We start from the raw sequence: 24,098 nt of genomic DNA, 5'->3' as shown, positions 1-24,098 counted from the left end.
GGGTGGGCCAATTGTAACAAGCCGGGGCCGGTCAGCTTGTCGGCGACTGTCCTGTACGGCTGTCGGCATGCCCTGATTCCACCGCTGCGCGCAGCGTCACGCAGCGCAGCCCCGCTCGGTCGATGGCGGCAAGCAGGCCTGGCAGTGCCGCGGTGCAGTGCGGATTGCCGGCGGGATCGACGCCGGGATTGCCGTCGTGCAGCAGCAGGATGTCGCGGCCCGCGAGCTTGCCGGTCAGGCGCCGGGACACTTGCGCCGCGATGTCGCCGGAACGGGTATCGAAGCCGCGCCGCGTCCACGCCGCCAGTTGCAGCCCGAGCCGGCACAGCACCGGTTCCAGGAACGGGTTGCGCAGCCCCGCCGGCGCGCGGAAGAAGCGCGGCGCCTGCCCGGTGATGTCGCCCAGCACCTGCTGGGCGGCGCTGATGTCGCGCAGCATCCGGCCCGGCCCGAAGATGGAGAAGTGCAGCCGGTGATGCATGCTGTGGTTCTCCACGGCATGGCCGCGGCGCACGATCTCCCGCACCAGCGCCGGATGCGCCGCTGCGCGTTCGCCGACGCAGAAGAAGGTGGCGCGCGCGCCGTGCTGGTCGAGCAGGTCGAGCACGCGCGGCGTCAGCGCCGGATTGGGGCCATCGTCGAAGGTCAGCGCCACGCAATCCTGTGCCGTCGGCGGCAACTGCAGCAGGTTGGGCCCCAGCCAGGTGCTGCGCGGCCACAGGCCGCCGGCGCACAGCGCCGCGTGCGTGGCTGCAATGCCTGCGAGTGCTGGAATCATGCTGCCCGGATGCGCCAGCATGGCGCCGATGCCGGCCACGTGGACCGCGGCGGCACCATAGAGCAGCGGGGTGGGGCGCCAGGGGCGGCTTGGCGGTGTGTCGCGCAAGGCCCCGGCGGATGCGGAGAATCGGTTCATGACGTACTCCCGGCCTGTCCAGTCGCAGCGGTCCCGGCGGCCGAGGGGCGCGCCAGGATGGCCGAGAACCACAGAGCCAGGATGGCGCCAGGCCCGACCGTCAGGCCGAATGCCTGCAGCAGCGGCAGGCTCGACAGCGCCAGCAGCCCGAAGGCAGCCACCGTCGTCAGGTTCGCGAGCAGCAGGGAGACCAGCGTGTGCGGGGAATTGACCGCGCCGGACTGGCCCGCTGCCGCGCCGTTGAAGAATAGCGCGTAATTCGAGCCCACCGCCACCAGCAGCAAAAGCCCCACCAGGTGCAGCAGCGTCAGCGGCTGGCCGAGCGCCGCCAGCCCGCCCAGCACCACCACCGCGGCGGCCGCCAGCGGCAGTACCGTGGCCGCCACGCGGCGCGGCGAGCGCAGCGCGATCGCCAGCAGCGCCACGATGGCCAGCAGGCCCGCCAGCGACAGTAGCAGTGCCTCGCGCAGGTAGCCGCCGTAGAGGCGATCGGACTCGCCTTTCAGATCGACGAAGAGCGTATCGGGCACGTCGGCGCGGGCGACCGCGGCGCGCACCGCGGCGCTGTCGACGCCGTCGCCGGCATGCCCGGCATGCGCCGCCGCCGTGGCCGGGGCCCGCAGTGGCAGCGTCGCGCTCCAGCGCCCGTCGCGATGCGCCAGCAGCGCATCGACCGCCAGTGCCATCGAGGTGCCGCGCAGGTCTTCACGCCGCAGCAGAGGGCCGGTGCGCGCCTGCTCGGCTTCGGCCAGGAACGGTGCGAACAGGTCGGCACGCACCGGCTGGCTGGCGATCGCCGCGCGCAGCCGCTGCGCCAGTTCGGTGGGCGGCGGCAGGCTGGCCTGGCGCGCGCGCTGGGTGGCATCGCTGGGCAGGTAGCGCGCCGGGGTTTCGTAGCCGCCGATAAAGTTCTGCGCGACCAGCGGGTCGAGTTCGCGGGCCACGCGCTCCGCGCCTTGCAGCACGCTTTCCTGGTCGGGGCCGGACAGCACCACCAGGAAGCGCACGTCGGGCGCGCCCAGGTCGGCGCGCAGCGAGGCGTCGAGAGCCTGGTCGCTTGCCGGCACCGGGCTCAGCGCGGCGAGTTCGCGGCCCCACAGGGTGCCGCGATGTGTTGCCAGCACGGCGCTCGCGGCGACCACCAGCAGCAGCACCAGCCAGCGCAGCCGATGGGCGCGGTCGGCCAGCCACGCCAGGCGGCGCCCCAGCGGTGTCACGTCGCGCAGGTGCAGCGTGGCAGGCACCAGCTGCGGCAGCACGAAGCGCGTCACCAGTGCGGCGGTCGCGAGGCCGGCAATCGAATACAGCCCGAGCTGCGCCAGTCCCGGAAAGCCCGACAGCAGCAGCGAGGCAAAGCCGCAGACCGAGGTCAGCACGCCCAGCCGCACCGTGGGCCAGAACCCGCCCAGCCAGGCGCGGTTGTCGCGCTGGCCGTTGCGCGTGTATTGCGCCGACTGCACGAACAGGTAGATCGAATAATCGACCGCCTCGCCGATCAGCGTGGTGCCGAAACCCAGCGTGAGCCCGTGCACGGTGCCGCCAAAACCCAGGCTGACCGCGGCGATGCCGGCCAGCGCGCCGCTCAGCACCGGCACCAGTCCCAGCACCAGCAGCGGCACCGAACGGTAGACCGCCAGCAGCAGCGTGACGATGATGGCCACGCCGATGGTCGACAGGCGCTCGACGTCGTGCCGGATGGTGTCGCGCGACTGGACGGAGAAGACGCCGGGGCCGGTCATCGCGAGCTGGTAAGGGCCGTTAGCCGCGGCCTTGGCAAAGGCATCGCGGATCGCGTCGATGGCCTGCGCCTGTGCATCCGTGTCCGAACCCGCGGCCGCGCTCTGCGCCAGCAGCACCGCGCGCTTGCCGTCGCGCGAGGCCCAGGCGCCGGCATGCAGCGGCGGGCGCTGGCCGGCGTCGAGCTGCGTCAGCATCGCCGCGACCTCGCCGGTGGGATCGCGCGGCAGCAGCGCCTTGGTGAAGAGGCCGGCCGACGAGGCCAGCAGCTCGAATGAATCATTCACGGCGCGCGCCAGGCCGTGCTCGCTGAAGCGCTCCGGCGTGACCGCCGGGCTGAGCAGGTAACGGTGTCCGTAGACGTACTTGCGGTCGGCGTCCTGGTTCAACGGCTCGCCGTTCTGGATCGCGGTGAAGCGCGGATCGCGCCGCAACTGCGCCGCCATCGAGCGCGAGACCGCGGCGCGGCCATCGGCGTCGCCGCCTTCGATACCGACCAGGATCAGCCGCGACACCAGCCCGTCGCGCAGCTGGCTGACCAGCAACTGCTGCTCGGCGCTGGGCAGCCGCGGCAGGAAGGCGGACAGGTCGGCGGTGAAGCTGGTGCGGCTGATGACCGCCGCGCACGCCAGCAGCGCGACCAGCCACAGCGCCAGCGCCAGGCGCGCGCCGGGCAGCGTGAAGCGCCGCGGTGCCGAGGGGGGCGAGGGGGGCGAGGGAGGGGTGTTGGGGGCTGCGCTCATGGGCGGCCGGCGGGGCGGATCGTCATCACGGAGCGGTCGCCGTCGGCCTGGCGGATCTCGACGCGGTCCAGCGCATCCTGGGTGCCGTCGATGCGCACCTGGCTGACGACCGCCGCCATGCGCGAGTCCGCCGGCGTCAGCGTCAAGGTCCAGCGGCTGGCACGGCCTTCGAGGCCGAGCTTGTAGTAGCGCTCCAGCGTGTGGCGGTTGCCGGCGAGCGTGCCGCGGATGCTTTCGATAAAGGCCGCCAGCTCTGGGTAGTTCTGCAGCGGCATGGTGAAACGCTTGCCGTCGCGTTCCACCGTCAGCATGTCGCCGTCGAGCACCATGTTTTCGGCCTTGGGCGATAGAGTGCGCTTCTCCAGGTGGTCTGGTGCGGTGAAGAGCAGTTCGCCGGAAGACTGCACCGGCTTGGCCAGCATCGCTATGTACTTGGTCTCGGTGAAGCGGACCCGGCCCGATTTGCGCTGCGCCAGCGTGGACATCAGCTGGTCGACGCCGAAGGCGGGTGCTGCCTGTCCCGCGGCAGGCGCGGCTGGCGAGGGTGCCGCGGCGCTGGCTGGCATCGCGATGCCGAACGCAGCGCCTGCCATCAGCAAGGGCAGCAGCAAAGGCAGCAGCGGACGTGCCAGGCGCCTGGCGGAAAAGATCGGGTCAGGGTTGAAGGCTTTCAAAACGCTCGGGAAGTCATGGCTCATGGCTCGTTGCCCGGCGGCGGCTGCTCGGACAGCGGCGGGCCGGCGTGCCAGAAGTCATAGAAGTTGAACCAGTTGTACGGCGCCTTGCGGCTGAATTTCTCCAGCAGGCGCACGTAGCCGTCCAGTGCCGACTGCACCGCGGCTTCGCGCTGGCCGCGCCCGGTTTGCGAGAAGTCCGCCAGCGGCACGAAATGGACATCGTAGCGGTTGCCGCCGCGATACAGCCCGGTGATGAAGAATACCGGCCGGCGCAGCATGGCGGCCATGCGCAGCGGCCCGGTCGGAAAGCCGGTGGGCGCGCCGAGGAAGTCGCATTGCTGCACCGGATCGGTGGCGCGCTGCGACAAGGTGCGGTCGGCCAGCATGCCGATCATGTAGCCGCGGTCGAGGTAGTCGCGCACGCGCAGCATGGTGTCGAAGCGGCCCAGCGCGATCACGTCCTGGCGCATGGCGGGGTTGATCGACTGCAGCACGTCGTTGAGCTTGTGCGCGTTTTCCTCGTACATGGTGATGGCGACTTCCATGTCCGGATGCTGCCGGCCGAGTGCGCGCACGACCTCGAAGCTGCCCAGGTGCGCGCCCAGCAGGATCGCGCCGCGGCCGCGCGCCATGGCGGCTTCAAGCAAGCCTTCGCCATGCAGGCGGATGTCGAACAGGTCGAAGCGGCTGTTGAGCAGGTAGATGCGGTCGTGGATGGTCGAGGCAAAGGTGAACACATGCCGGTAGCCGTCGATCCAGTTGGCCTCGCGGCCCAGCGCCCGGTCCAGGTAGGCGCGCGAGGCATGGCGCGCCGCTGGCGAGAACAGCGTGAAATAGGCTGCGATAAAGCGCAGCACCACGCGCCCGAACGGCCGGCCCAGCGCCAGCGAGATCCACGTCATGATGCGCAGCAGCGGGATGTTGCTGCGTTCTTCGCGCCGGGACCAGTCCGTGGTCGCCACCGGCGCCTGCCGTTTCCACAGCCAGGTCAGCATGGCGCGCCCTCCGGCGTGGAGCCGCGCAGTTGCAGCGTGCCGCTGGCCACTTCGCGTCCCGCGCTGCGCAGCGTGAGGCGCAAGCGTTCGCTGCCGTCCGTGGCTGGCTCGGTGTCGTGTTCGATCTCCACCCGTTCTCCGGGGCGCACCGGGCTCAGGAACTTGATGGTCCCGGCCTGTGTGGGCACCAGCGGCCGCCCCAGCGCTGAGCCGAGGGCCAGCAAGGCATGGTCGAGCAGCACCACGCCGGGCACGATCGGATTGCCGGGGAAATGGCCGGCCATGGCGGGGTGGGCGGCGTCGATGACAAAGGCGGGCAGCGCGGGCGCGCCGTCGCGGGCGCCGCACAGCTGCGCCACCAGCGCTGCCAGCGCGTCGCGCGGCAGCTTGCCGGCGGCATTGCGCGGCAGGCGTTCGGCGAACAGCAGTGGCCGCGGCAGGAAGGCCGGGTCGATGCGCTCGCGCAGGGCCTGCAGGATCGTGGCCGACGCCACGCCCGGCGCGACGACGGCTGCCACCAGCCGTACCACGTGGCCCTGTGCATCGCCTTCGTGGCTGTCGCCGGGCATGAAGAAAGCGCCGTCCTGCACGCCGTCGATGGCATTGAGCTGGTGGTCAAGGTAGCCCAGCGAGGTGCGCTTGCCGGCGATATTGAGCAGGTCGCCCTTGCGGCCGTGCAGCAGGAAGTGCCCGGCATCCAGCGGTTCGATGGCATCGCCCAGCGGCACCGGTTGTTCGATATGCCCGCCATCGGCCCATGTCATATTGTCTTCTCCGCCATCCGCCGCACGCGGCAGCAGGCGGACACCGGGCACCAGCGTCCAGATGTCTTCCTGCGCGGTGCGGCGGGTGGCAAGCTGGCCGGTCTCGGTGCTGCCGTAGATTTCACGCAGCGGGCCGTGGAACAGGGCTTCCGCCGCGGCCGCAAGCTCGCGGCCGAGCGGCGCGGTGGCGCACAGCATCAGGTCGGCGGCCGGCATGGCCATGTCCGCCTGCACCAGAGTGCGCAGGTGTACCGGCGAGCTGACCAGCGCGCGCGGCGCGGGCACCGCGGCCAGTGCGTCGCGGACGTCAGCCGGATAGAACGCCGGTGCCGATGCCAGCGCGGCACCGCCCTGCAGCGCCAGCATGACGGTGGCCTCGAGGCCGAACATATGCTGTGGCGGCACTGTGCCGACCAGGGTCCATTCGCGCCCGTCGCCCAGGCCCAGCCGTTGCGCCGCGGCACGCGCGCCCCGGGCCATCGCGCCCCAGGTCTTGCGGTGGGGCACCGGCGTGCCGGTCGAGCCGGACGTGAAGACGTAGGCCAGCACCCGGTCGGCAGGAATCAGCGGCACATCGGCGCGTGCGTCGGCATCCGAGACCGCTGCCACGGGAAGGCCCTCGTGGTAGTCGAACACCGGCATCGCCATCGGTGCGGCCGGCTGGTCCTGCAGGCAAAAGACGTCCGGCGCGAATGCGCTTAGCTGGCGTACCGTCTCGGGGGTTTGCGACGACGGCAGCAGCGTGGCCTTGCCCCGCAGCAGCGCGGCGCACAGGCCGACGGTGAAATGGTAGCGGTCGGTGCAGGCGTTGAAGACATGGCCGCCGGCCGGCAGCGCGGCGGCAAGCTGTGCCACGTCGGCCAGGAACCTGCCCATGGTGACGGGCCGGCCCTGCACCCACGCGAGGATGGCGGCAGGGGAGGTGTGCGCGACGAGCGGGATCGCAGTCATGGCGGATGCGGTGCGGCGCGCGTCAGCGCGGCATCCCGGTGGCGGCCGGGGTCACGGCGCGGGAGGCCCGGGCCGCCCGGGCTGCCCGGGCCGCCCGGGCCGCCATTACGGCGCGGTAGCCATGCACCGCATCGAGCAGGCCGCCATGGCGCATGTCGGGGAAGGCGATGCGGCGGCATGCCGCCTCGGCAGCGAACATCGCGGCGATCAGCAAAGGCGTGCCGAGGTTGGCGAAGTTCGACCACGTTGCCACCGGGGCCAGCACGAACAGCAGCGTGGACGCGCCGGCCATGGCGGCGAAGAACAGGGTCCAGCCCTGCGTCACGCGCCGTGCATAGCGGGCGTGCGCCGGCGTCAGGTCGCCATGCAGCGCCGCGGCGATCTGTGCACACAGCGGCGTGCGGCCGTCGCGCAAGGTCAGGCCGAACATCACGCCAAGCGCGACGTTGACGCCGGCGTGCTGCAGCAGGTAAGTCCAGCCGAAATGGTGCGACAGCGGGGCACGCCAGAGCCAGAGCGCCGCGCACGCGGCGACCAGGGCAAACAGCGCCGGCTTGCGCCCGGCCGTGCGTAGCGCGGCCAGGAAACCAAGCGCAAGGAACGGGAGGACACCCAGGAACAATGCGGCGACTTCTGCTCCCGGCCGATGGGCGGCATAATGCAGCCCGCATTCGTAGGCGACGAACCCGGCGACCCCCGCGAGCCAACCGCGGCCGCGGCCCACGGCCGGAGCCTGCGGCGTGCCAGTCGCAGTGGTCCGCGCGTCCTTGACGGGCCGGGCGCGGGCGTGGTGTGAAGAAGGTTGGCTCGAGGACATCATTGGTGTCGTTATCATGTGTAGCAAACGGCGCTTCGCGCGGTACCTTTACGGCCCCTTTACGTCAGCGGGACCTGGGCCCGCTGACCGTGCGTCGGGCTGCGAAGCGAACGCTTTATACCTTAAAAGACCCTGTACGCGGTGCCAGGATTCCCCAAAGCCCTGCTGATGTTGTTACCAAAGTTCTCTCGGCTAGCCCGCCACCGGGGCCTTTGGTAGCATCGGCTGGCCCCCACGGCGCGCCGGGACGATCCGGCCCGGCAGCGTGCCGCGGCGGCCCCTCTCTTGCAACATGACCGAACTCGAAACCGAACTCGCCCGCCTGATCATCGACGAACTTGACATCGCAGACCTGCGGCTGGAGGACGTCACTGCCGAGACGCCGCTTTATGGCGAAGGCTTCGGGCTGGACTCCATCGACATCCTGGAGATTGCCCTGCTGGTGTCGCGCAAGTACGGGGTCGAACTGCGTTCGGACAACCCCGACAACAAGACCATTTTCGCGTCGCTCGGCAGCCTCGCCGCCTACGTCGCGGCGCAGCGCGCCAGCTGAGCACGCTATCCGGGAACCCGAGCGCGACATGCCCCAGCATGCCACGCCGCACCCGGCGTCCGCTCCCGACGCCGACGCCGATGCAGCGCAGCGTTCCCATCTGGTTCTGATCCCCAGTTACAACCCCGGCACGCGCCTGCGCGGCACGCTGCAGGCGGCGCGCGCCGCCTGGGCTCCAGTGTGGGTTGTGGTCGATGGCAGCACCGACGGCAGCGAACACTGGTTGCAGGCCGAAGCCGCCGCCGACCCCGCGCTGCGCGTGCTGGCATTGCCCACCAACCAGGGCAAGGGAGCGGCTGTGCTGCACGGCATCGAAGCCGCGGCGGCCGAAGGCTTCACCCATGTGCTGGTCATGGATTCGGACGGCCAGCACCCCGCCCACCTGATCGCCGAGTTCATGGCCATCTCGCAGCGCGAGCCGGACGCGATGGTGCTGGGCCGCCCGGTATTTGACGCCAGTGCTCCCCGCGAACGGGTCTACTGGCGGCGCATGTCCAATTTCTGGACCGATGTCGAGACACTGTGGGCCGGGATCGGCGATTCGCTCTATGGTTTCCGCGTCTACCCCATCGCGCCACTGCGCGCGGTAATGCGCGAGACGCACTGGATGCGCCGCTTCGACTTCGATCCCGAAGCGGCGGTCCGCCTGTGCTGGCGTGGTGTCCGCCCGATCAACGTGGCCGCGCCGGTCCGCTATTTTGCGCGGGGCGAAGGCGGCGTCTCGCACTTCCGCTACCTGCGTGACAACCTGCTGCTGACGGGAATGCACCTGCGGCTGCTGGCGGGTTGCCTGGTGCGGCTGCCGGTGCTGCTGTGGCGGCGCTTGCGGGTTTCCGGCAAGGCTGCTCCCCGGCACCTGCGCTGAATCCGGCGTACGGATGGCCAGCAACGTACCGGCGGCCAGCAAAGAAGGCCGCGCAATGCGGCCTTCTTGCTTTCCCATCAGTTTCCCATCAGCGCGACGCTGTTACTTGCCCAGCTCGTGCCCGATCACACCGCCAACCACGGCACCGCCGATGGTACCGGCCGTACTGCCGTCAGTCAGTTCATGGCCTGCCACACCGCCGGCCACTGCGCCCGCCGCGGTACAGCCAGCCAACGCCATGCTTGCGCCTATCAGGAGCGCGCCTGCGAGTTTCCACATGATGGTCTCCTGCATCGTTGCCGGGCCGGCCCCGATGGACGGGCCCATGCGTCCAGCTTAGGCACGGGCCGGCCCGCGGCCCTTCCGGCACGCGCCGAAATCGCTGTAGGAATCGGACGACGGCAGGAGACGCGGCCGCTACATCAGGCTTCCCTGGCGTGCTGGCGCAGGCGCTTGATCAGCGAGGATGTGTCGGCGCGGCCGCATCCCATCTGCTGCAAGTCGGCATAGAACTGGTCGACCAGCGCCGTCACCGGCAGCGCGGCGCCGTTGCGGCGCGACTCGTCCAGGCACAGGCCAAGGTCCTTGCGCATCCAGTCCACCGCGAAGCCGAAATCGAACTTGTTGTCGATCATGGTGGGGCCGCGGTTTTCCAGTTGCCAGGAGCCGGCGGCACCCTTGCTGATGACGTCAAGCACCAGCGGCATGTCCAGTCCGGCGCGCTCACCGAAGGCGATGGCCTCGGACAGGCCCTGGATCAGGCCGGCAATGCTGATCTGGTTGACCATCTTGGCCAGTTGCCCGGCGCCCGCCTCGCCGATGCGGGTCACCGCGCGGGCGTAGGCGGCGATGACCGGCTCGGCGCGCGCGTAGACGTCGGCATCACCGCCGCACATGATGGTCAGGATGCCTTTCTCCGCGCCGACTTCGCCGCCGGAGACGGGGCCGTCGACAAAATGCAGCCCGCGCTCGCTGGCGACTGCGTAGAGTTCGCGCGCGACATTGGCGCTGGCGGTGGTGTGGTCTACGAAGATGCAGCCGCTGGGCGCGCCAAAGAAGGCGCCGTCAGGGCCGGTCAGCACCGCGCGCAGGTCGTCGTCGTTGCCGACGCAGGAGCACACCACCTGCGCGTCGCGCACGGCCAGTGCCGGGGTGGCTGCCGCCTTGCCGCCGAACTTTTCGACCCAGGCCTGCGCCTTGGCGGCGGTGCGGTTGTAGACCGTGACCTCGTGCCCCTTGGCGGCGAGGTGGCCGGCCATGTGGAAACCCATGACGCCCAGGCCGAGAAATGCGACACGCATGCTGCTGCTCCGTTGCTTGATTTGTTTGGGGAATCGGTGAGGGCGCGGGGCTAGGCCGCGCCCGGCCCCAGAGTATACGGGCGAGAGCAGGCGGGGCACAGATACAGCAGGGCGGAACAGGGGGCATAACAGGGTGACTAAGGAGGCATCTATGCCCCTGTATCACTGGTGAATCGGAATCCCTACTCCGGCTTCACCCCCGCCTCCCGGATCACCGTATTCCACTTGCCCACCTCCGCCTTGATCCGCGTGCTCGCCTGCGCCGGCGTCGTCCAGGAGGCAATCGCCCCTTGCTTGAGCAGCGTGGCCTGCACCTCCGGCTCGGCCAGGATCTTCTTCAGGTCGGCGCTGAGCCGGTCGATCACCGGCGCCGGCGTGCCGGCCGGTGCGACGATGCCGAACATCGAGCTGACTTCGAAGTCCTTCAGCCCGGCTTCGGTGGCGGTCGGCACGTCGGGCAGCGCGTTGACGCGCTCGGACGAAGCCACCGCCAGGGCGCGGATCTTGCCGCTCTTGACGTAGGCCTGGGCCGCGGGAACGGTCTCGACCATGCTCAGCACCTGCCCGCCGATCAGGTCGGTCATGGCCGGGCCGCTGCCTTTGTACGGTACATGCAGCATTTCCACGCCGGCCATGCGCTTGAACATTTCGCCGGCCAGATGCTGCGGCGAACCGTTGCCTGCCGAGGCGAAGGTGATGGCGCCGGGTTTGGATTTCGCCAGCGAGACCAGTTGCGGCAGAGTGCTGGCGCTAACCGAAGGATTGACCACGAAGACCAGCGGCACCGTACCGACGATCGACACCGGCGCGAAGCTTTTCTCCAGGTCGTACGGCACACGGCTCTTGTACAGCGCGGCGTTGATGGCGTGGCTGGTGAGCGCGCCCATCAGCAGGGTATAGCCGTCGGCTGGCGACTTGGCGACCAGTTCGGCGCCGATATTGCCCGCGGCGCCGGCACGGTTGTCGACCACGACCTGCTGGCCGAGCGAGGCGGACAGGCGCTGGGCCAGCGTGCGGCCGATCACGTCGGTGGCGCCGCCGGGCGGGTAGGGCACGACCAGCCGGATCGGCTTGGCGGGATAGGCGTCCGCGGCCAAGCCCGACAACGGGGCGAGCAGCATGCCGGCAAACGCAAGCGAAGCGGCCAGGATGGAGCGGCGAGGGGTGCGGTGAAGGGTGTGGCGCGGCGCAGTGATGGCGCGAGAGGCCGTGGGCGAAATGCCAGGCATGTGGGGTCTCCTGTGCCGGGGAATCGTTGGAATGGGATGGGATCGGCGGGCGGCGGGTGGCCGCCGGCGGATGACGCCCGGCTCGTTATCGGGGCCAAGTGTAGGCCGCGCCTCTTGATTGATGAAGTCGTGTTTTTCTATCGACTGATCTGAAATTCAAATTAATTAAGCCACCGCGGTGCCGGGCTTGCGCCGCGCCTGCATTGGCCGCTAAGCTTCTGGCCATCGATTATCAATAATCTTATTGGAGATAGAGACCATGTCCGCCAACGATCCCAGCAAGCCCGACGCAGCCCGGCCGCAAGGCCTGGCCAAGGGCCTGACCAACTATGGCGACACCGGCTTCTCGCTGTTCCTGCGCAAGGCCTTCATCAAGGGCGCGGGCTATACCGACGACGCGCTGTCGCGGCCGGTGATCGGCATCGTCAACACCGGCAGCAGCTACAACCCTTGCCATGGCAACGCGCCGCAGCTGATCGATGCGGTCCGGCGCGGCGTGATGCTCGCGGGTGGCCTGCCGGTGGATTTCCCGACCATCTCGGTGCATGAGAGTTTTTCCGCGCCGACCAGCATGTACCTGCGCAACCTGATGTCGATGGACACCGAGGAAATGATCCGCGCGCAGCCCATGGACGCGGTGGTGCTGATCGGCGGCTGCGACAAGACCGTGCCGGCGCAGTTGATGGGCGCGGCCTCCGCCGGGGTGCCGGCGATCCAGCTGGTGACCGGCTCGATGCTTACCGGCGCGCATCGCGGCGAGCGCGTGGGCGCATGCACGGACTGCCGCCGTTACTGGGGCCGTTTTCGTGCGGAGGAGATCGATGCCGCCGAGATCGCCGATGTCAACAACCAGCTGGTGGCCAGTGTCGGCACCTGTTCGGTGATGGGCACGGCCAGCACCATGGCGTGCGTGACCGAGGCGCTCGGCATGATGGTGGCGGGCGGGGCGTCGGCGCCCGCGGTGACAGCCGACCGCATCCGCGTGGCCGAGCGCACCGGCACCACGGCCGTGGCGATGGCCAAGGCGCGCCTGACGCCGGACCGCATCCTGACCGGCAAGGCGTTCGAGAACGCACTGCGCGTGCTGCTGGCGATCGGCGGCTCGACCAACGGCATCGTCCACCTGACCGCCATCGCGGGCCGCCTCGGCATCGATATCGACCTGGCGGGCCTGGACCGGATGAGCCGCGAGACGCCGGTGCTGGTGGACCTCAAGCCCTCGGGCCAGCACTACATGGAGGATTTCCACAAGGCGGGCGGCATGGCGACGCTGCTGCGCGAGCTGCGCCCGCTGCTGCACCTGGACACGCTGACCGTATCCGGCCGCACGCTCGGCGAAGAACTCGACGCGGCGCCGCCGCCCTTCGCGCAGGACGTGATCCGCACCGCGGCGGACCCTATCTACCCGGCCGGCGGCCTGGCCGTGCTGCGCGGCAACCTGGCGCCGGGCGGCGCCATCATCAAGCAGTCCGCCGCCGATCCGGTGCTGATGGAGCACGAGGGCCGCGCCGTGGTGTTCGAGAACGCCGAGGACATGGCGCTGCGCATCGACGACGAAGCCCTCGACGTCAAGGCCGACGATATCCTGGTGCTCAAGCGCATCGGGCCCACCGGCGCGCCCGGCATGCCGGAAGCGGGCTACATGCCGATCCCGCGCAAGCTGGCGCGCGCCGGCGTCAAGGACATGGTGCGCATCTCCGATGGCCGCATGAGCGGCACCGCGGCCGGCACCATCGTGCTGCACGTGACGCCGGAAGCGGCCATCGGCGGTCCGCTGGCGCTGGTGCAGAGCGGCGACCGCATCCGCCTGTCGGTGCGCGAGCGCGAAGTGACGCTGCTGGTCGATGACGCCGAACTGGCCCGCCGCGCCGCGGCACAGCCCGTGGAGCGCCCGCGCGCCGAGCGCGGCTACCGCAAGCTGTTCCTGGAAACCGTGACGCAGGCCGACCAGGGCGTCGACTTCGATTTCCTGCGCGCGACGCAGACAATCGATTCCGTGCCGCACCAGCGCTGAGCCATGCACGACATCTCCCCACAGGCCGACGCCGGGGCCGTGCAGCAGGCGGTCGACACGCTGGAGGAAGACATCGTCTTCGGCCGACTGCATCCGCGCGAGCGGCTGACCGAGGACGACCTGATGGCGCGCTTCGGCCTCAAGCGGCATGTGGTGCGGCAGGTGCTGGCCGGACTGGAGGCGATCGGCGTGGTCGAGCGCAAGCGCAACGTCGGCGCGGTGGTGCGCGCGTTCTCCGCGCGCGAGGTGCTGGAACTGTACGCACTGCGCGAAATGCTGGAATGCCATGCCGCCGCGCAGATCGACCTGCCGGTGCCGGCCGCGCGGCTGGCGCCGCTGGTCGCGGTGCAGAAGCAGCATGACGCGGCCGTGGCCGCCGGCGAGGCGCGTGCGGTGTTTCGCGTCAACCAGGCTTTCCACCGCGAATTGTTCGCGCTGACTGGCAATGCCGTGCTGCAGCAGGCCATCGGCGACTATGCGCGCCGCACCCACCCGATCCGCTTCGGCACGCTGGCGGCCGCGGCCTACCGCGAGCGGGCGCGGCAGGAACACTGGGCCATGATCGAGGCGCTGCAGCAGGGCGACCGCGACGCGCTGGTCGACCTGTGCCGCCGCCACTTGCTGCCGTCGCGCGATGCCTATCTCGCCGCAGAGCAGGCCCGGGGCGCTGCCTGAATGGAGCCCGACAGCGCAGCCGGACCGCGTCGCCGCCACCGCCGCGTGGCAACGGCATCACAGCGACGTCAGAACCCGCCTACGCCGTCGTCCGCCATCGTCCTATCCCTTGCGCGCGTGGCGCTGCCTACATTGGAAGCAGCGTCACCACCGCAAGGAGCCGATTCATGTCATTCGCGCTATACATCATTGGCTTGCTGGTCCTGGTCGGCGGCATCGCGTGGGCGATGTCAACGGCCGGCCTCGCGACCGTCTATATCGGCATTGCCTGCCTGATCGTGCTCGGCCTCGGCATCATGATGGCCGTTTCGCGTACCCGTACCAAAGACCCTTCCTGAAGCCTGGGGGCCCGGCTGCGTGCCGGGCCTGACCTGGCGGCTTCCGGACTGAACGCCGCGCAGCGGCGGACGTACCAGGTTGGCTTGCCATGCCTGCTGTATCGCCTGGGCGATCTGGTTGAACGCCTGCTTGGAAATCACCGCTTCTTCACGCATCGTTTCCAGCGAGAGCCGGCCCTTGCGCAGCGCGAACAGCATCAGCAGCCGCCGTTCCAGCGCTTCGGTGTAATCGCCGAATTTCTCGCGCATGTCGGCCAGCCCTTCGCCGGCGGCCTGGAAGCGGTCCTCCAGCACACCGTCGAGCACCGTCGCCATGCGTGCGCCGAACACCGGCGTCAGCATCGAGCGGTTGTAGCGGCGCAGGCGGTCCAGCACCGTCTGGCGGCAGATCAGCAACTCGAAGCGGTCAGCCAGCGCGCGCGCCAGCGGACGGTCGATCGACAGCCGGCGATGCAGGAACAGCGCCACGCGGAAACCCACGTGATAGTCGAGGATGTGGCGCGCCGCGCGGTTGTAGCCAATGCGCCCCTGCTCGCGCGCGGCATCTATCATCTGCGTGGTGTTGCGCATCATGGCGTCGAGGTTGGCCACCGAGATCACGCCGTCGCCGTACTCCGGGATCAGCTCGCGTTCGCGCGTGGCCAGCGTGACCAGGCCGATGGTGAGGCGGTCGCGTTCGGACAGCGCGGTATTGAAATCAAACTCGGCCGAGCCCAGCTCGATGCCGTGCCGGTAATGCTGCGCGGCGTCGCGCGCGGCGGCCGGCGGCAGGTCGAACGAGTCGGCAACGCGCGCCAGCATGGCCTCCACTTCCTCGGTCGAAAGCCGGATTGCCTGCTGCTGCAGCGCGCGCTCCTGTGGCGACAGCTGGTCCAGCCCCAGCCGGTGGATCAGGCTGCGCAGCGTGGTGCCGTTCAGCAGCAGGCTCACCAGCACGAAGCCGGTGGCCAGGATGGCGACGAAGTGGCGTGCTTCATACGTGAGGCTGGTGTTTTCGGCAATGCCCAGCGCCAGCACCAGCGTGACCGCGCCACGCAGGCCGCCCCAGGCGATGGCCAGCTTGAAAGCATTGTCGATGGGCGCGCTCGCGCGCATCCATGACAGCAGCGGCAGCAGCCCGAACAGCGTGACCAGCCTCGCTGCCAGCGCGGCGGCCACCAGGATCAGCAGCAACAACCCGTGGTGGCGCGTCACGCCCGCCAGCAGCGACGGCACCCGCACGGCGGCCAGCAGGAACACCATGGCGCCGGCAATGCCCGCGAATTGCTCCCACATCATGCGCAGGTGGCGCCAGTTCGGCGGGTTCAGGCGCGTCGGCCCGAGCGCGCTGACCATCAGGCCGGCGCAGACCACCGCGACCACGCCCGACACGCCCAGCGCCTGTTCGGCCAGCAGGTACAGCGGGTAGGGCAGTGCCAGCGTCAGCGCGCTTTCCGCCATGGCCAGCCCGGCCAGCCGCGGCAGCAGGTCAGACAGCAACCGCCCGGCCAGCACGCCGCACAGCACGCCGCCGACGAACGACCACGCCAGTTCGCGCAGCCCCGCGCCCAGCGTCGCCTGCGCGCCGTGGCCGGTCAGCATCGCCACCAGCACGCCGACGATGGCGATGGCGGCGGCGTCGTTCAGCAGGCTCTCGCCTTCGACCAGCCGGATCAGCCGCGCGGGCGCGCCCACGTCGCGGAAGATCGCGATCACCGCGGCGGGGTCGGTGGTGGCGACCACCGCGCCCAGCAGCAGGCACACCGCCAGCGGCATGCCGCTGGCCGCGGCAGTGGCTACGCCGATCATCACGGTGGCCACCACCACCGCCACCACGGCGAGCAGCAGGATCGGCGCCGCATCGGGCAGCATGCTGCGCACGTCGGCGGTCAGCGCCGCGTGGAACAGCAGCGGCGGCAGGAAGATCCACAGGTAGGCCTCGGGCGGCAGCGCCGGGTCGATCAGCGGATGCAGGAAGTGGCGCGCGAAGTCCGGATGGGCGGCGTCGATGGCGACGTAGCCCGCGCCGATGGCGATGCCGATCGCCGACAGCAGCGTCGATTCCGGCAGCACCAGCCGCGCGGCGGCGACCTGCACCACCGCGACGATGGCCAGCAGCGCGCCGGCCAGGATCAGGATGTCGACGATGATGCTCATGCGCCGGCCTCCGCGGCAGCGGCGCTGGTCGCGTCGGGATGCGCCAGCTGCGCCCGAACCGCGGCCGCCAGTTCGGCGGCCGCGGGCGACAGCGTGCGGTTGCGCGAGGTCACCAGCCCGATCGAGCGCTCAGTCACCGGCGCGGTCAGCAGCCGCTCGACAATGCCGGGCTGGCGCACGGTGCCGGCCGCGATTTCTGGCAGCGCCGCCACGCCGAAGCCGCATTCGACCATGGCCGCGATGGTGGCAAGGTGCTCGGCCTCGAACACAGGCTGGAAACGGATCTTGTTCTGGAGGAAGGCCCATTCAGCGTACTGGCGCACGCTGCTGGGGTGCGTCATCGACACATGCGGCGCAGCGGCGGTATCGGCCCAGCGCAGCGGGCCGCTGCTGCGCGCCATCGGGTGCGCCAAGGGGATCAGCAGCACGAAGCGGTCGGACAACAACGGTTCGTAGTGCAGGTCGGCCTGCTGGGGATCGGCCGCGGTCAGGGCAAAGTCCACCTCGCCGGCGCGCACCAGGTCAAAGGCGGGGCCGGACAGCGTGTCGATGACCTTCAGCGCCACTTCCGGGCGTGCCCGGTGGTAGGCCATCAGCACGCGCGGCAGCAGGCGGGCCGCCAGCGACGGCAGCGCGGCCACGGCCACCTGGCCACGCTCGGCGCTGGCAATGCCGGTGACGGCGTCGATGGCGCCGCGAAAGGCCGCCTGCAGCAGCGCGGCCTGCTGCATGAAGACCTGGCCCGCGGCGGTCAGGCGTACGGTGCGGGTGGTGCGGTCGAACAGGCGCACGCCGAGGGATTCTTCGATGCGCAGGATCTGCGTGGACAGGGCGGACTGCGACAGGTGCATCTGGCTGGCGGCCTGGCGGTAGTTGAGCGTGCGGCCGAGCACCAGCATGGTCTCGATGTCTCGCATCGACAGGTTGATTTTCATGGTCGGGCAGTGACGGGCGCGGTGTGCGCCGCGGAGAACATGAGATCACGACAGGTCGGATCGTGCCGTGTCGTGCAATTGATCTGATTTGTGGATCATTTTATCCATAGAATCGACTTCATCAATCAAAGCGAGTTCTCTACACTGCCGGGATTCCGTTGTCCGGCGCGCAACTGTGGCCGCCGGGCAGCCCATCCATCCCGCAGGATTTCCCCGGAGAACCTATGCCGAATCCGACCGAACCGGTCACCGCCAGCCTGCCGGGCCGCCCTGGCGCCGCCCATGCGGTGGTGGTGGGCGGCGGCACCATGGGCGCCGATGTCGCCGTGGTGCTGACCCGTGCCCTGTGCCGCACCACCGTGATCGAGCCCGACGCCACGCGCGGCGCCGCGCTGCCCGAGCGGGTGCGCGACAACCTGGCCACCATTGGCCGCGCCGAAGGCGCCGGCGGCCTGTCCGTGGCCGCCTCGCTCGACGAAGTCGACTGGGCCACGGTCGACCTTGTGATCGAATGCATCCCCGAGCGGCTGGAATCCAAGCAGCAACTGTTCGCCAAACTGGTCCGGCGCGCGCGGCCGGACACGGTGCTCGCCAGCAACAGCTCCAGCTTCCCGATCAGCGCGATCGGCGCCGGGCTGGATACGCGCGAGCGCATGCTCGGCCTGCATTTCTTCATGCCGGCTCACCTGGTGCCGCTGGTCGAAGTGGTGATGGGCGAGGACAGCGACGAAGCCTGCGCCGACGCCCTGATCGCGTTCATGCGCCGCTGCGCGATGGTGCCGGTGAAAGTGCGCAAGGACCTGCCGGGCTTCCTCGCCAACCGCCTGCAGCACGCGCTGTCGCGCGAGGCCTTCAGCCTGATCGACCGCGGCATTGCCTCGCCCGAGGACGTGGATGCGGCGGTGCGCTTTGGCTTCGGCTTCCGCTTCCTGGCCGCGGGCCCGGTGCTGCAGCGCGACCATGCCGGCATCGACGTGCATGCCGCCGCCGGTGCCACCATGTACCCGAGTTTCTGCAACGACGACCATCCGGCGCGTTGCCTGGCCGAGCGCGCCGCCGACGGCCGCCACGGCATGAAGCGCGGCGAGGGCTTCTATGTCTGGAGCCCCGAAGCCATTGCCGCCGAGCGCGCGCGCTACGACCGCCTGCTGCGCGCCGGCCTTGACCTGATCGCCCCTGAATTGCCCGAGATCCAGCCATGACCCAAGCCAACCCGTCCGCCTCGACACCTTCGGCCGCCGCCCGCGTGGCGCTGGCCGATTCGCCGCTGATCGTCACGGTCGCGCCCAACGGCGCCTACAAGCAGGCCGCCGACCATCCCGCCGTACCGCTGACCGCCGCGGCGCTGGCGCAGGAAGCGCGCGCCTGTGTCGATGCCGGCGCAGCCATGATGCATATGCATGTGCGTGACGCGCAGGGCCGCCATTCGCTCGACGCGCAGGCCTACCGCGATGCGCTGGCCGCCGTGAAGCAGGCTGTCGGCGATTCGTTGCTGGTGCAGGTGACCAGCGAAGCCGCCGGCGTGTACAAGGCACCCGCACAGATGGCGATGGTGCGCGAACTGCGGCCCGAAGCCGTGTCGGTGGGCCTGCGTGAAGTGGCCGTGCCGGAGATCCCGGAAAGCGAGCTGGCCGCGTTCTTTGCCTGGCTGGCGCGCGAACGCGTGATGACGCAGGTCATCCTGTACGACGCGGCCGACGTGCGGCGCTGGCATGCGCTGCGTGAGCGCGGGCTGGTGCCGGCGGGGGCGTGGTCGCTGCTGTATGTGCTGGGGCGCTATTCGGCGGGGCAGGTTTCATCGCCGCACGACCTGCTGCCGTTCCTGCAGGTGGCCGCGGAAAGCGAGGATGCGCTGCCGTGGGCGATCTGTGCCTTCGGCCGCGAAGAGAATGCCTGCGTGACCGCGGCCGCCGCGTTTGGCGGCCATGTGCGGGTGGGCTTCGAGAACAACCTGCTGCTGCGCGATGGCAGCCGCGCGCCCGGCAACGCCGCGCTGGTGGCGCAGGCCGTGCAGGGCGGGCTCACGCTGGGCCGGCCGATCGCCGACGCCGCGGATGCGCGCCGTATCTACGGCGCGGTGCGCTGATGCAATCCCGCGTGGCGGGCGGCGGGAATCAGGCTCCGTCGCTGAAGCTGTCGCGCGGGCCGTTCGGGTTGTGCGCGCCGTCGGTGAACGTGCTGCGCGGGCCGGTGGCGGTGTGCGCGCCGTCGGTAAAGCTGCTGCGGGTGCCGGTGGCCGTGTGTGCGCCGTCGGTGAACGAACTGCGCGTGCCGTGGACGCTGCGTGCGCCGTCGCTGAACGGATCGACGCTGCGCGGTGCAGCTTGCGCGGTGCCGACCACGGTCGCAACCAAAGCGGTGGCGACAAAGACTTGCCTGAGTGCTTGCATGGATCGCTTCTCCATAAGAGTGCCGGCCCCGGGGTGGAGCGGCGGTAGAGAGAAGTCTAGGCACTCGCCATCCACGCCAGCATGACGCCTACATGACATTGCCGTCATGCAGCATTTTCCTGCTCGGCAAGCGCATGGCAATTTCGAGGAAATGCACTGCGCCGTACGCGCAAATCGCGGCAGCGCCGGCAAAGGTTGTAGAATCATGGCTATCCGACCGGCCCGCGGTTCCATCGCCGGTCTTCATTGCCCGCGGAAATGCAGCGGGCCTCTCACGATAGTCATGTCCGAGTCTGATTCAGCCAAACTCGCTGCGGTGGCCTGGATCCACGAGCAAATGGATCGTCATGCATTGACGCTTGACGACCTGGTCGCCGCGGGATGCTTTGACAACGTTCCGGCGCCTGCAGTGGAATCTCCAGTTAAGGCCGCGCCCGAGGCCGGCGCCGATGTTGTCCGCGCCAAAACCAATGGCGCACCGCGCCCGCTCTACCGCAATGCCATGGGGCAGAGCTGGGATGGCGAGGGCGAATACCCCGACTGGCTGCAGCGCGCGGTCAACGCGGGGCAGTCGATCGATTTTTTCCGCGTCGAATAGGCCGCATGCGCAGCGCCAGTGGCGCTGCGTGGCAGTCAAATCGGGGAGAAAACAGGAACGCCGCGCGCGATGCGGCGCGGCCAGCGCGTCAGCAGCGCGTGGCGAAATGCAGCAGGTCGTTGATTACGGCCGGCGTTGCCATCGGCGCCACATGCGCCCAGTGGGCCATCACCTCGGGCGGCAGTTCCGGCAGCTCGCCCATTGCGGCGGCAGGCGGGGCGGGCAGCGTCGCGGCGTCGTCTTCCGATGGCTGGGGCGAGCCGGCGTCCTGCAGTTGCAGCGGCGCGCCGTGCCCGCCGGGTTCGACCATCACCTGCACGGCAGCACCGCGGCAGCTGCCATCGCCGCCACCGCCCAGTGCCGCTTCGGCTTCCATCTTGGCCGCCACATGCCGTTCCGGCAGCGACAATCCCGCGGCCTGCACCGCGCTGCATACGGTCGTCACGGCCGCGGCGGCGCCGGACAGGGGCAGCGCGATCAGGGCAAGCGACAGCAGCAGGGAATTCGGCAGGCGCGGCAGGCGTTTCATCAGGCGGGCGAAGGCAAAGCGGACGGGAAAGCGCGTGTGCGCAGGGGAACCATCGGGGAGGGTCGGCGGTCAACGCGCATTTTACTGGCAATTACCCGATAAATGCCGCGTTTCCGATGACATTTCTGAAATCTTTGACCATTTTCGGCCATCCTCGGCTAGCGTTACGCCATGGCGGCACTGGTGCCGCCGGAAAGTGACTGACACATGCGTATCCTGATTGTCGAGGACGAACCCAAGGCGGGCGATTACCTGCTCAAGGGCCTCACCGAATCCGGCTTCGTGGTGGACCTGGCGCGCGACGGCGTCGACGGCCTGGCCCACGCACGCGAGCATCCCTATGACCTGATCGTGCTGGACGTCATGCTGCCGAACCTCGACGGCTGGCAGGTACTGCGCGAGCTGCGCCGCGAGCGCGACACGCCGGTGCTGTTCCTGACCGCGCGCGACGAGCTGTCCGACCGCCTCAAGGGGCTGGAGCTGGGCGCCGACGACTACATGGTCAAGCCGTTCGCGTTCGCGGAACTGGTGCTGCGCATCCGCACCATCCTGCGCCGCGGACCGCTGCGCGAAAGCGAATTCATCGAAGTGGCCGACCTGCAGATCGATGCCATCCGCCGCCGCGTGGTGCGCGCCGGCCAGAAGATCGACCTGACCTCCAAGGAGTTTGCTCTGCTGTACCTGCTGGCGCGCCGCCGCGGCGAGGTGTTGTCGCGCTCGCTGATCGCTTCGCAGGTATGGGATGTCAATTTCGACAGCAATACCAATGTGGTCGATGTCTCGATCCGGCGCCTGCGCGCCAAGGTCGACGACCCCTTCCCGCGCAAGCTGATCCACACCCGACGCGGCATGGGCTATGTGCTCGACGATGGCGAGGACAGCGATGGCTACCGGCCGGCCGAGGCATGATGCGGCTGCCGTCGTCCATCACCACGCGGCTGGCGCTGGCGTACGGGCTGGCCACGGCCGTGATCCTGGTCGGCGTGGCCGCCTACCTGTCCAGCGCGCTGTCCGCGCAGCTCGAAAGCCGCGATGAAAGCGAGCTGGTGGGGGAAGTGCTGCTGGTACGCCACCTGTTGCGCGAAGTGCGCAGCGAGGCCGAGATCCGCGCCGATACGCACCGCTTCGCCGATATCGCCATGGGCCATGAAGGGCTGATCCTGGTGGTGCGCTCGCGCCAGGGCGAGCCGCTGGTCACGCTCAACCCGCGCAATGAATCCGTGCCGCCGCTGCGGGTGCTGCCGGCCACCACGCAGCCCGAGAAAGACATGCTGCAGACCTGGCATCCGCGCAATGGCGTGCCTTCGCGCGGCATTGCCGCGCTGGGCCAGCTGGGCGATTCCGACAAGGCGGTCGAGATCGTGGTGCTGCGCGATGCCGGCTACCGCGTGGCGCTGATCCGCGAATACCGCTACCGCTTGCTGTGGGCGACGCTATGCGGCGCGGCGGTGGCCGCCGGTCTCGGTTTCGTGCTGGCGCGACGCGGACTGCGGCCGCTGCGGCGCATGGCAACGGATGCGGCCGCGGTGACCACCAGCCGGCTCGCCACGCGGCTCGATGTGGGCAGCGCGCCCGCCGAGCTGCGCGAGCTGGCAGCCGCGCTCAACGACATGCTGGCGCGGCTGCAGGACAGCTTTTCGCGGCTGTCCGAATTCTCGGCCGACCTGGCGCACGATTTCCGCACGCCCATCAGCAACCTGATCGGCCAGACCCAGGTGACGCTGGCGCAAAGCCGCGGCGTGGCGGAATACGAGACGCTGCTTGAATCGAACCTGGAAGAGTACGAGCGGCTGGCGCGCATGATCGAGAACATGCTGTTCCTGGCGCGTGCCGACCATGCGCAGGTGGCCCTGGGCGTGCGCACGCTGGACGCGCGTGAAGAGCTCGACAAGATGGCCGAGTATTTCGAGGCGGTTGCGGCCGACCGCGACGTCGCGCTGGCGGTTAGCGGACACGCGCCGGTGCAGGCCGACCAGACGCTGCTGCGGCGCGCCGTCACCAACCTGCTCGACAACGCGCTGCGCCACGCGCCCGCGGGCAGCACGGTGCAGGTGGATGCCACGCGCGTCCCCGCGCCGGAAGGCGCCACCACCTGCATCCGCGTCAGCAATGCGGGCCCGGCGATCCCGCCGGAAACGCTGCCGCATATCTTCGGTCGCTTCTACCGCGCCGACCCGTCGCGCCGCAATTCTGCCACCTCGACCGGTCTCGGGCTGGCGATCGTCGACACCATCATGCGGCTGCATGGCGGCAGCGTGACCGTGCGCAGCGTCGACGGCGAAACGGTGTTCTCGCTGCAATTCCCGGCGGAAGGCGCGGCGGCTGCGGCGCAGGCTCCTGCCACGGTGGCCTGAGGCGGCCCGCTGCGCTTGCATGCGCCCGGCACGCGCGCATAATGGCGCGCGTGCCGGCAGCGGCAACCCCGGCCGGCGCATCGGTAGGCAACCAGGATGGCAACCCACAAGGAGAGTGACATGCAGGTGCAACCCTATCTGGATTTTGGCGGCCGCTTCGACGAAGCGGTGGCGTTCTACAGCAAGGTGCTGGGCGCGCAGGTGACATTCGCGATGCGCTACAAGGAGGCGCCGCCGGACCAGGGCATGCAGATCCCGGAAGACTGGAAGGACAAGGTAATGCACGCCAATATCCAGTTCGGCGAGACCCAGCTGATGGCTTCCGATGGCCGCCCGGGTGAGCGCCCGGCCTTCAGCGGCTTCAGCCTGTCGGTCGGCGCGGTCAGCAAGGAAGAGGGCGAGCGCATCTTCAACGGGCTTGCCGAGGGCGGGCAGGTGGTGGTGCCGTACCAGAAGACCTTCTGGGCCGAAGGCTTTGGCATGCTCGTCGACCGATTCGGCATGTCGTGGATGGTCAATTGCGAGCACTGAGGCGAGCATTGAGGCGAGCACTTGCGCGCCCCCTGCGCGCCTTGGCGCGC

The 24,098-nt window shown here is 69.6% G+C and carries 23 protein-coding genes; 10 read left to right on the top strand and 13 right to left on the bottom strand.

Annotation, left to right across the window (positions count from 1 at the left end; translation table 11 throughout):
* Nucleotides 1–31: 31 nt before the first annotated feature.
* From CTP10_RS25665 to CTP10_RS25640, 6 genes are all read right to left on the bottom strand, one after another.
* The gene (locus tag CTP10_RS25665) at nt 32–916 is read right to left on the bottom strand and encodes a polysaccharide deacetylase family protein (RefSeq protein WP_116321809.1); all 885 of its coding nucleotides are present in this window, start codon (nt 914–916) and stop codon (nt 32–34) included.
* Nucleotides 913–3,396: an MMPL family transporter gene (locus tag CTP10_RS25660; protein WP_116321810.1), complete on the bottom strand. Its 2,484-nt coding sequence runs from the start codon at nt 3,394–3,396 to the stop codon at nt 913–915. The genes CTP10_RS25665 and CTP10_RS25660 overlap by 4 nt, the downstream gene beginning before the upstream one ends.
* Complete coding sequence (locus tag CTP10_RS25655; protein WP_116321835.1) at nt 3,393–3,989, bottom strand: outer membrane lipoprotein carrier protein LolA; 597 nt, start codon at nt 3,987–3,989, stop codon at nt 3,393–3,395. The genes CTP10_RS25660 and CTP10_RS25655 overlap by 4 nt, the downstream gene beginning before the upstream one ends.
* A gap of 101 nt (nt 3,990–4,090) precedes the next feature.
* Nucleotides 4,091–5,068 (bottom strand): LpxL/LpxP family acyltransferase, encoded by a 978-nt coding sequence (locus CTP10_RS25650; RefSeq protein WP_116321811.1) that lies wholly within the window; start codon nt 5,066–5,068, stop codon nt 4,091–4,093.
* Nucleotides 5,062–6,783 carry an AMP-binding protein gene (locus CTP10_RS25645; protein WP_116321812.1) on the bottom strand — a complete coding sequence of 574 codons (1,722 nt, stop codon included), beginning with the start codon at nt 6,781–6,783 and terminating at the stop codon, nt 5,062–5,064. Before CTP10_RS25645 ends, CTP10_RS25650 begins: the two co-directional genes overlap by 7 nt.
* 22 nt (nt 6,784–6,805) lie before the next feature.
* A complete protein-coding gene (locus tag CTP10_RS25640; protein WP_442875141.1) occupies nt 6,806–7,405 on the bottom strand; it encodes an acyl carrier protein in 600 nt (199 codons plus the stop codon).
* A gap of 487 nt (nt 7,406–7,892) precedes the next feature.
* Here CTP10_RS25640 and CTP10_RS25635 point away from each other — a divergent pair, with 487 nt between their 5' ends.
* Both CTP10_RS25635 and CTP10_RS25630 read left to right on the top strand, forming a co-directional pair.
* Nucleotides 7,893–8,153: a phosphopantetheine-binding protein gene (locus CTP10_RS25635; RefSeq protein WP_116321814.1), complete on the top strand. Its 261-nt coding sequence runs from the start codon at nt 7,893–7,895 to the stop codon at nt 8,151–8,153.
* Nucleotides 8,154–8,181: 28 nt separating this feature from the next.
* Nucleotides 8,182–9,018, top strand: coding sequence for a glycosyltransferase family 2 protein (locus tag CTP10_RS25630; RefSeq protein ID WP_116321815.1), 837 nt, complete (start codon nt 8,182–8,184; stop codon nt 9,016–9,018).
* A gap of 102 nt (nt 9,019–9,120) precedes the next feature.
* Here the strand turns inward: CTP10_RS25630 and CTP10_RS25625 are convergent, their stop codons facing one another.
* The 3 genes from CTP10_RS25625 to CTP10_RS25615 form a co-directional block, all read right to left on the bottom strand.
* Entirely contained in the window at nt 9,121–9,297 is a 177-nt protein-coding gene (locus CTP10_RS25625; protein WP_029046952.1) for a glycine zipper 2TM domain-containing protein, read from the bottom strand.
* A gap of 143 nt (nt 9,298–9,440) precedes the next feature.
* On the bottom strand, nt 9,441–10,319 hold the full coding sequence (locus CTP10_RS25620; protein ID WP_116321816.1) for an NAD(P)-dependent oxidoreductase: 879 nt from the start codon (nt 10,317–10,319) through the stop codon (nt 9,441–9,443).
* A gap of 182 nt (nt 10,320–10,501) precedes the next feature.
* Nucleotides 10,502–11,548 (bottom strand): Bug family tripartite tricarboxylate transporter substrate binding protein, encoded by a 1,047-nt coding sequence (locus CTP10_RS25615; RefSeq protein WP_116321817.1) that lies wholly within the window; start codon nt 11,546–11,548, stop codon nt 10,502–10,504.
* Between the two features lie 259 nt (nt 11,549–11,807).
* Between CTP10_RS25615 and CTP10_RS25610 the strand changes: the two genes are divergently transcribed.
* Together CTP10_RS25610 and CTP10_RS25605 are read left to right on the top strand one after the other, a co-directional pair.
* Nucleotides 11,808–13,562 carry an IlvD/Edd family dehydratase gene (locus tag CTP10_RS25610; protein WP_116321818.1) on the top strand — a complete coding sequence of 585 codons (1,755 nt, stop codon included), beginning with the start codon at nt 11,808–11,810 and terminating at the stop codon, nt 13,560–13,562.
* Nucleotides 13,563–13,565: 3 nt separating this feature from the next.
* Nucleotides 13,566–14,237: a GntR family transcriptional regulator gene (locus CTP10_RS25605; RefSeq protein WP_116321819.1), complete on the top strand. Its 672-nt coding sequence runs from the start codon at nt 13,566–13,568 to the stop codon at nt 14,235–14,237.
* A gap of 230 nt (nt 14,238–14,467) precedes the next feature.
* On the opposite strand, the gene CTP10_RS25600 is transcribed toward CTP10_RS25605, so the two are convergent.
* Together CTP10_RS25600 and CTP10_RS25595 are read right to left on the bottom strand one after the other, a co-directional pair.
* Nucleotides 14,468–16,711: a cation:proton antiporter gene (locus CTP10_RS25600; RefSeq protein WP_116321820.1), complete on the bottom strand. Its 2,244-nt coding sequence runs from the start codon at nt 16,709–16,711 to the stop codon at nt 14,468–14,470.
* The gene (locus CTP10_RS25595) at nt 16,708–17,646 is read right to left on the bottom strand and encodes a LysR family transcriptional regulator (RefSeq protein WP_116321821.1); all 939 of its coding nucleotides are present in this window, start codon (nt 17,644–17,646) and stop codon (nt 16,708–16,710) included. The genes CTP10_RS25600 and CTP10_RS25595 overlap by 4 nt, the downstream gene beginning before the upstream one ends.
* 224 nt (nt 17,647–17,870) lie before the next feature.
* Here CTP10_RS25595 and CTP10_RS25590 point away from each other — a divergent pair, with 224 nt between their 5' ends.
* Together CTP10_RS25590 and CTP10_RS25585 are read left to right on the top strand one after the other, a co-directional pair.
* Nucleotides 17,871–18,848, top strand: a complete 978-nt coding sequence (locus tag CTP10_RS25590) for a 3-hydroxyacyl-CoA dehydrogenase family protein (RefSeq protein WP_116321822.1) — start codon at nt 17,871–17,873, stop codon at nt 18,846–18,848.
* Entirely contained in the window at nt 18,845–19,732 is an 888-nt protein-coding gene (locus tag CTP10_RS25585; protein WP_116321823.1) for a 3-keto-5-aminohexanoate cleavage protein, read from the top strand. Before CTP10_RS25590 ends, CTP10_RS25585 begins: the two co-directional genes overlap by 4 nt.
* Before the next feature lie 28 nt (nt 19,733–19,760).
* Here CTP10_RS25585 and CTP10_RS25580 read toward each other — a convergent pair whose 3' ends face one another.
* Nucleotides 19,761–20,036 (bottom strand): hydroxyquinol 1,2-dioxygenase, encoded by a 276-nt coding sequence (locus tag CTP10_RS25580; RefSeq protein WP_116321824.1) that lies wholly within the window; start codon nt 20,034–20,036, stop codon nt 19,761–19,763.
* Between the two features lie 283 nt (nt 20,037–20,319).
* On the opposite strand from CTP10_RS25580, the gene CTP10_RS25575 reads away from it, so the two are divergent.
* Nucleotides 20,320–20,634: an H-NS family nucleoid-associated regulatory protein gene (locus tag CTP10_RS25575; RefSeq protein WP_116321825.1), complete on the top strand. Its 315-nt coding sequence runs from the start codon at nt 20,320–20,322 to the stop codon at nt 20,632–20,634.
* 88 nt (nt 20,635–20,722) lie between these two features.
* On the opposite strand, the gene CTP10_RS25570 is transcribed toward CTP10_RS25575, so the two are convergent.
* The gene (locus tag CTP10_RS25570) at nt 20,723–21,163 is read right to left on the bottom strand and encodes a hypothetical protein (RefSeq protein WP_199414662.1); all 441 of its coding nucleotides are present in this window, start codon (nt 21,161–21,163) and stop codon (nt 20,723–20,725) included.
* Nucleotides 21,164–21,370: 207 nt separating this feature from the next.
* On the opposite strand from CTP10_RS25570, the gene CTP10_RS25565 reads away from it, so the two are divergent.
* The 3 genes from CTP10_RS25565 (at nt 21,371) to CTP10_RS25555 (ending at nt 24,048) form a co-directional block, all read left to right on the top strand.
* Nucleotides 21,371–22,072 (top strand): heavy metal response regulator transcription factor, encoded by a 702-nt coding sequence (locus CTP10_RS25565; protein ID WP_116321826.1) that lies wholly within the window; start codon nt 21,371–21,373, stop codon nt 22,070–22,072.
* Nucleotides 22,069–23,517, top strand: coding sequence for a heavy metal sensor histidine kinase (locus CTP10_RS25560; RefSeq protein WP_116321827.1), 1,449 nt, complete (start codon nt 22,069–22,071; stop codon nt 23,515–23,517). Before CTP10_RS25565 ends, CTP10_RS25560 begins: the two co-directional genes overlap by 4 nt.
* A 120-nt stretch (nt 23,518–23,637) precedes the next feature.
* The gene (locus CTP10_RS25555) at nt 23,638–24,048 is read left to right on the top strand and encodes a VOC family protein (RefSeq protein ID WP_116321828.1); all 411 of its coding nucleotides are present in this window, start codon (nt 23,638–23,640) and stop codon (nt 24,046–24,048) included.
* Nucleotides 24,049–24,098 lie beyond the last annotated feature (50 nt).

Origin of the sequence: Cupriavidus sp. P-10, from assembly GCF_003402535.2 — a bacterium.
Taxonomy (GTDB): domain Bacteria; phylum Pseudomonadota; class Gammaproteobacteria; order Burkholderiales; family Burkholderiaceae; genus Cupriavidus.
The sequence above is the reverse complement of the archived record's forward strand: the minus strand, read 5'-3'. Positions and strand labels throughout refer to the sequence as shown.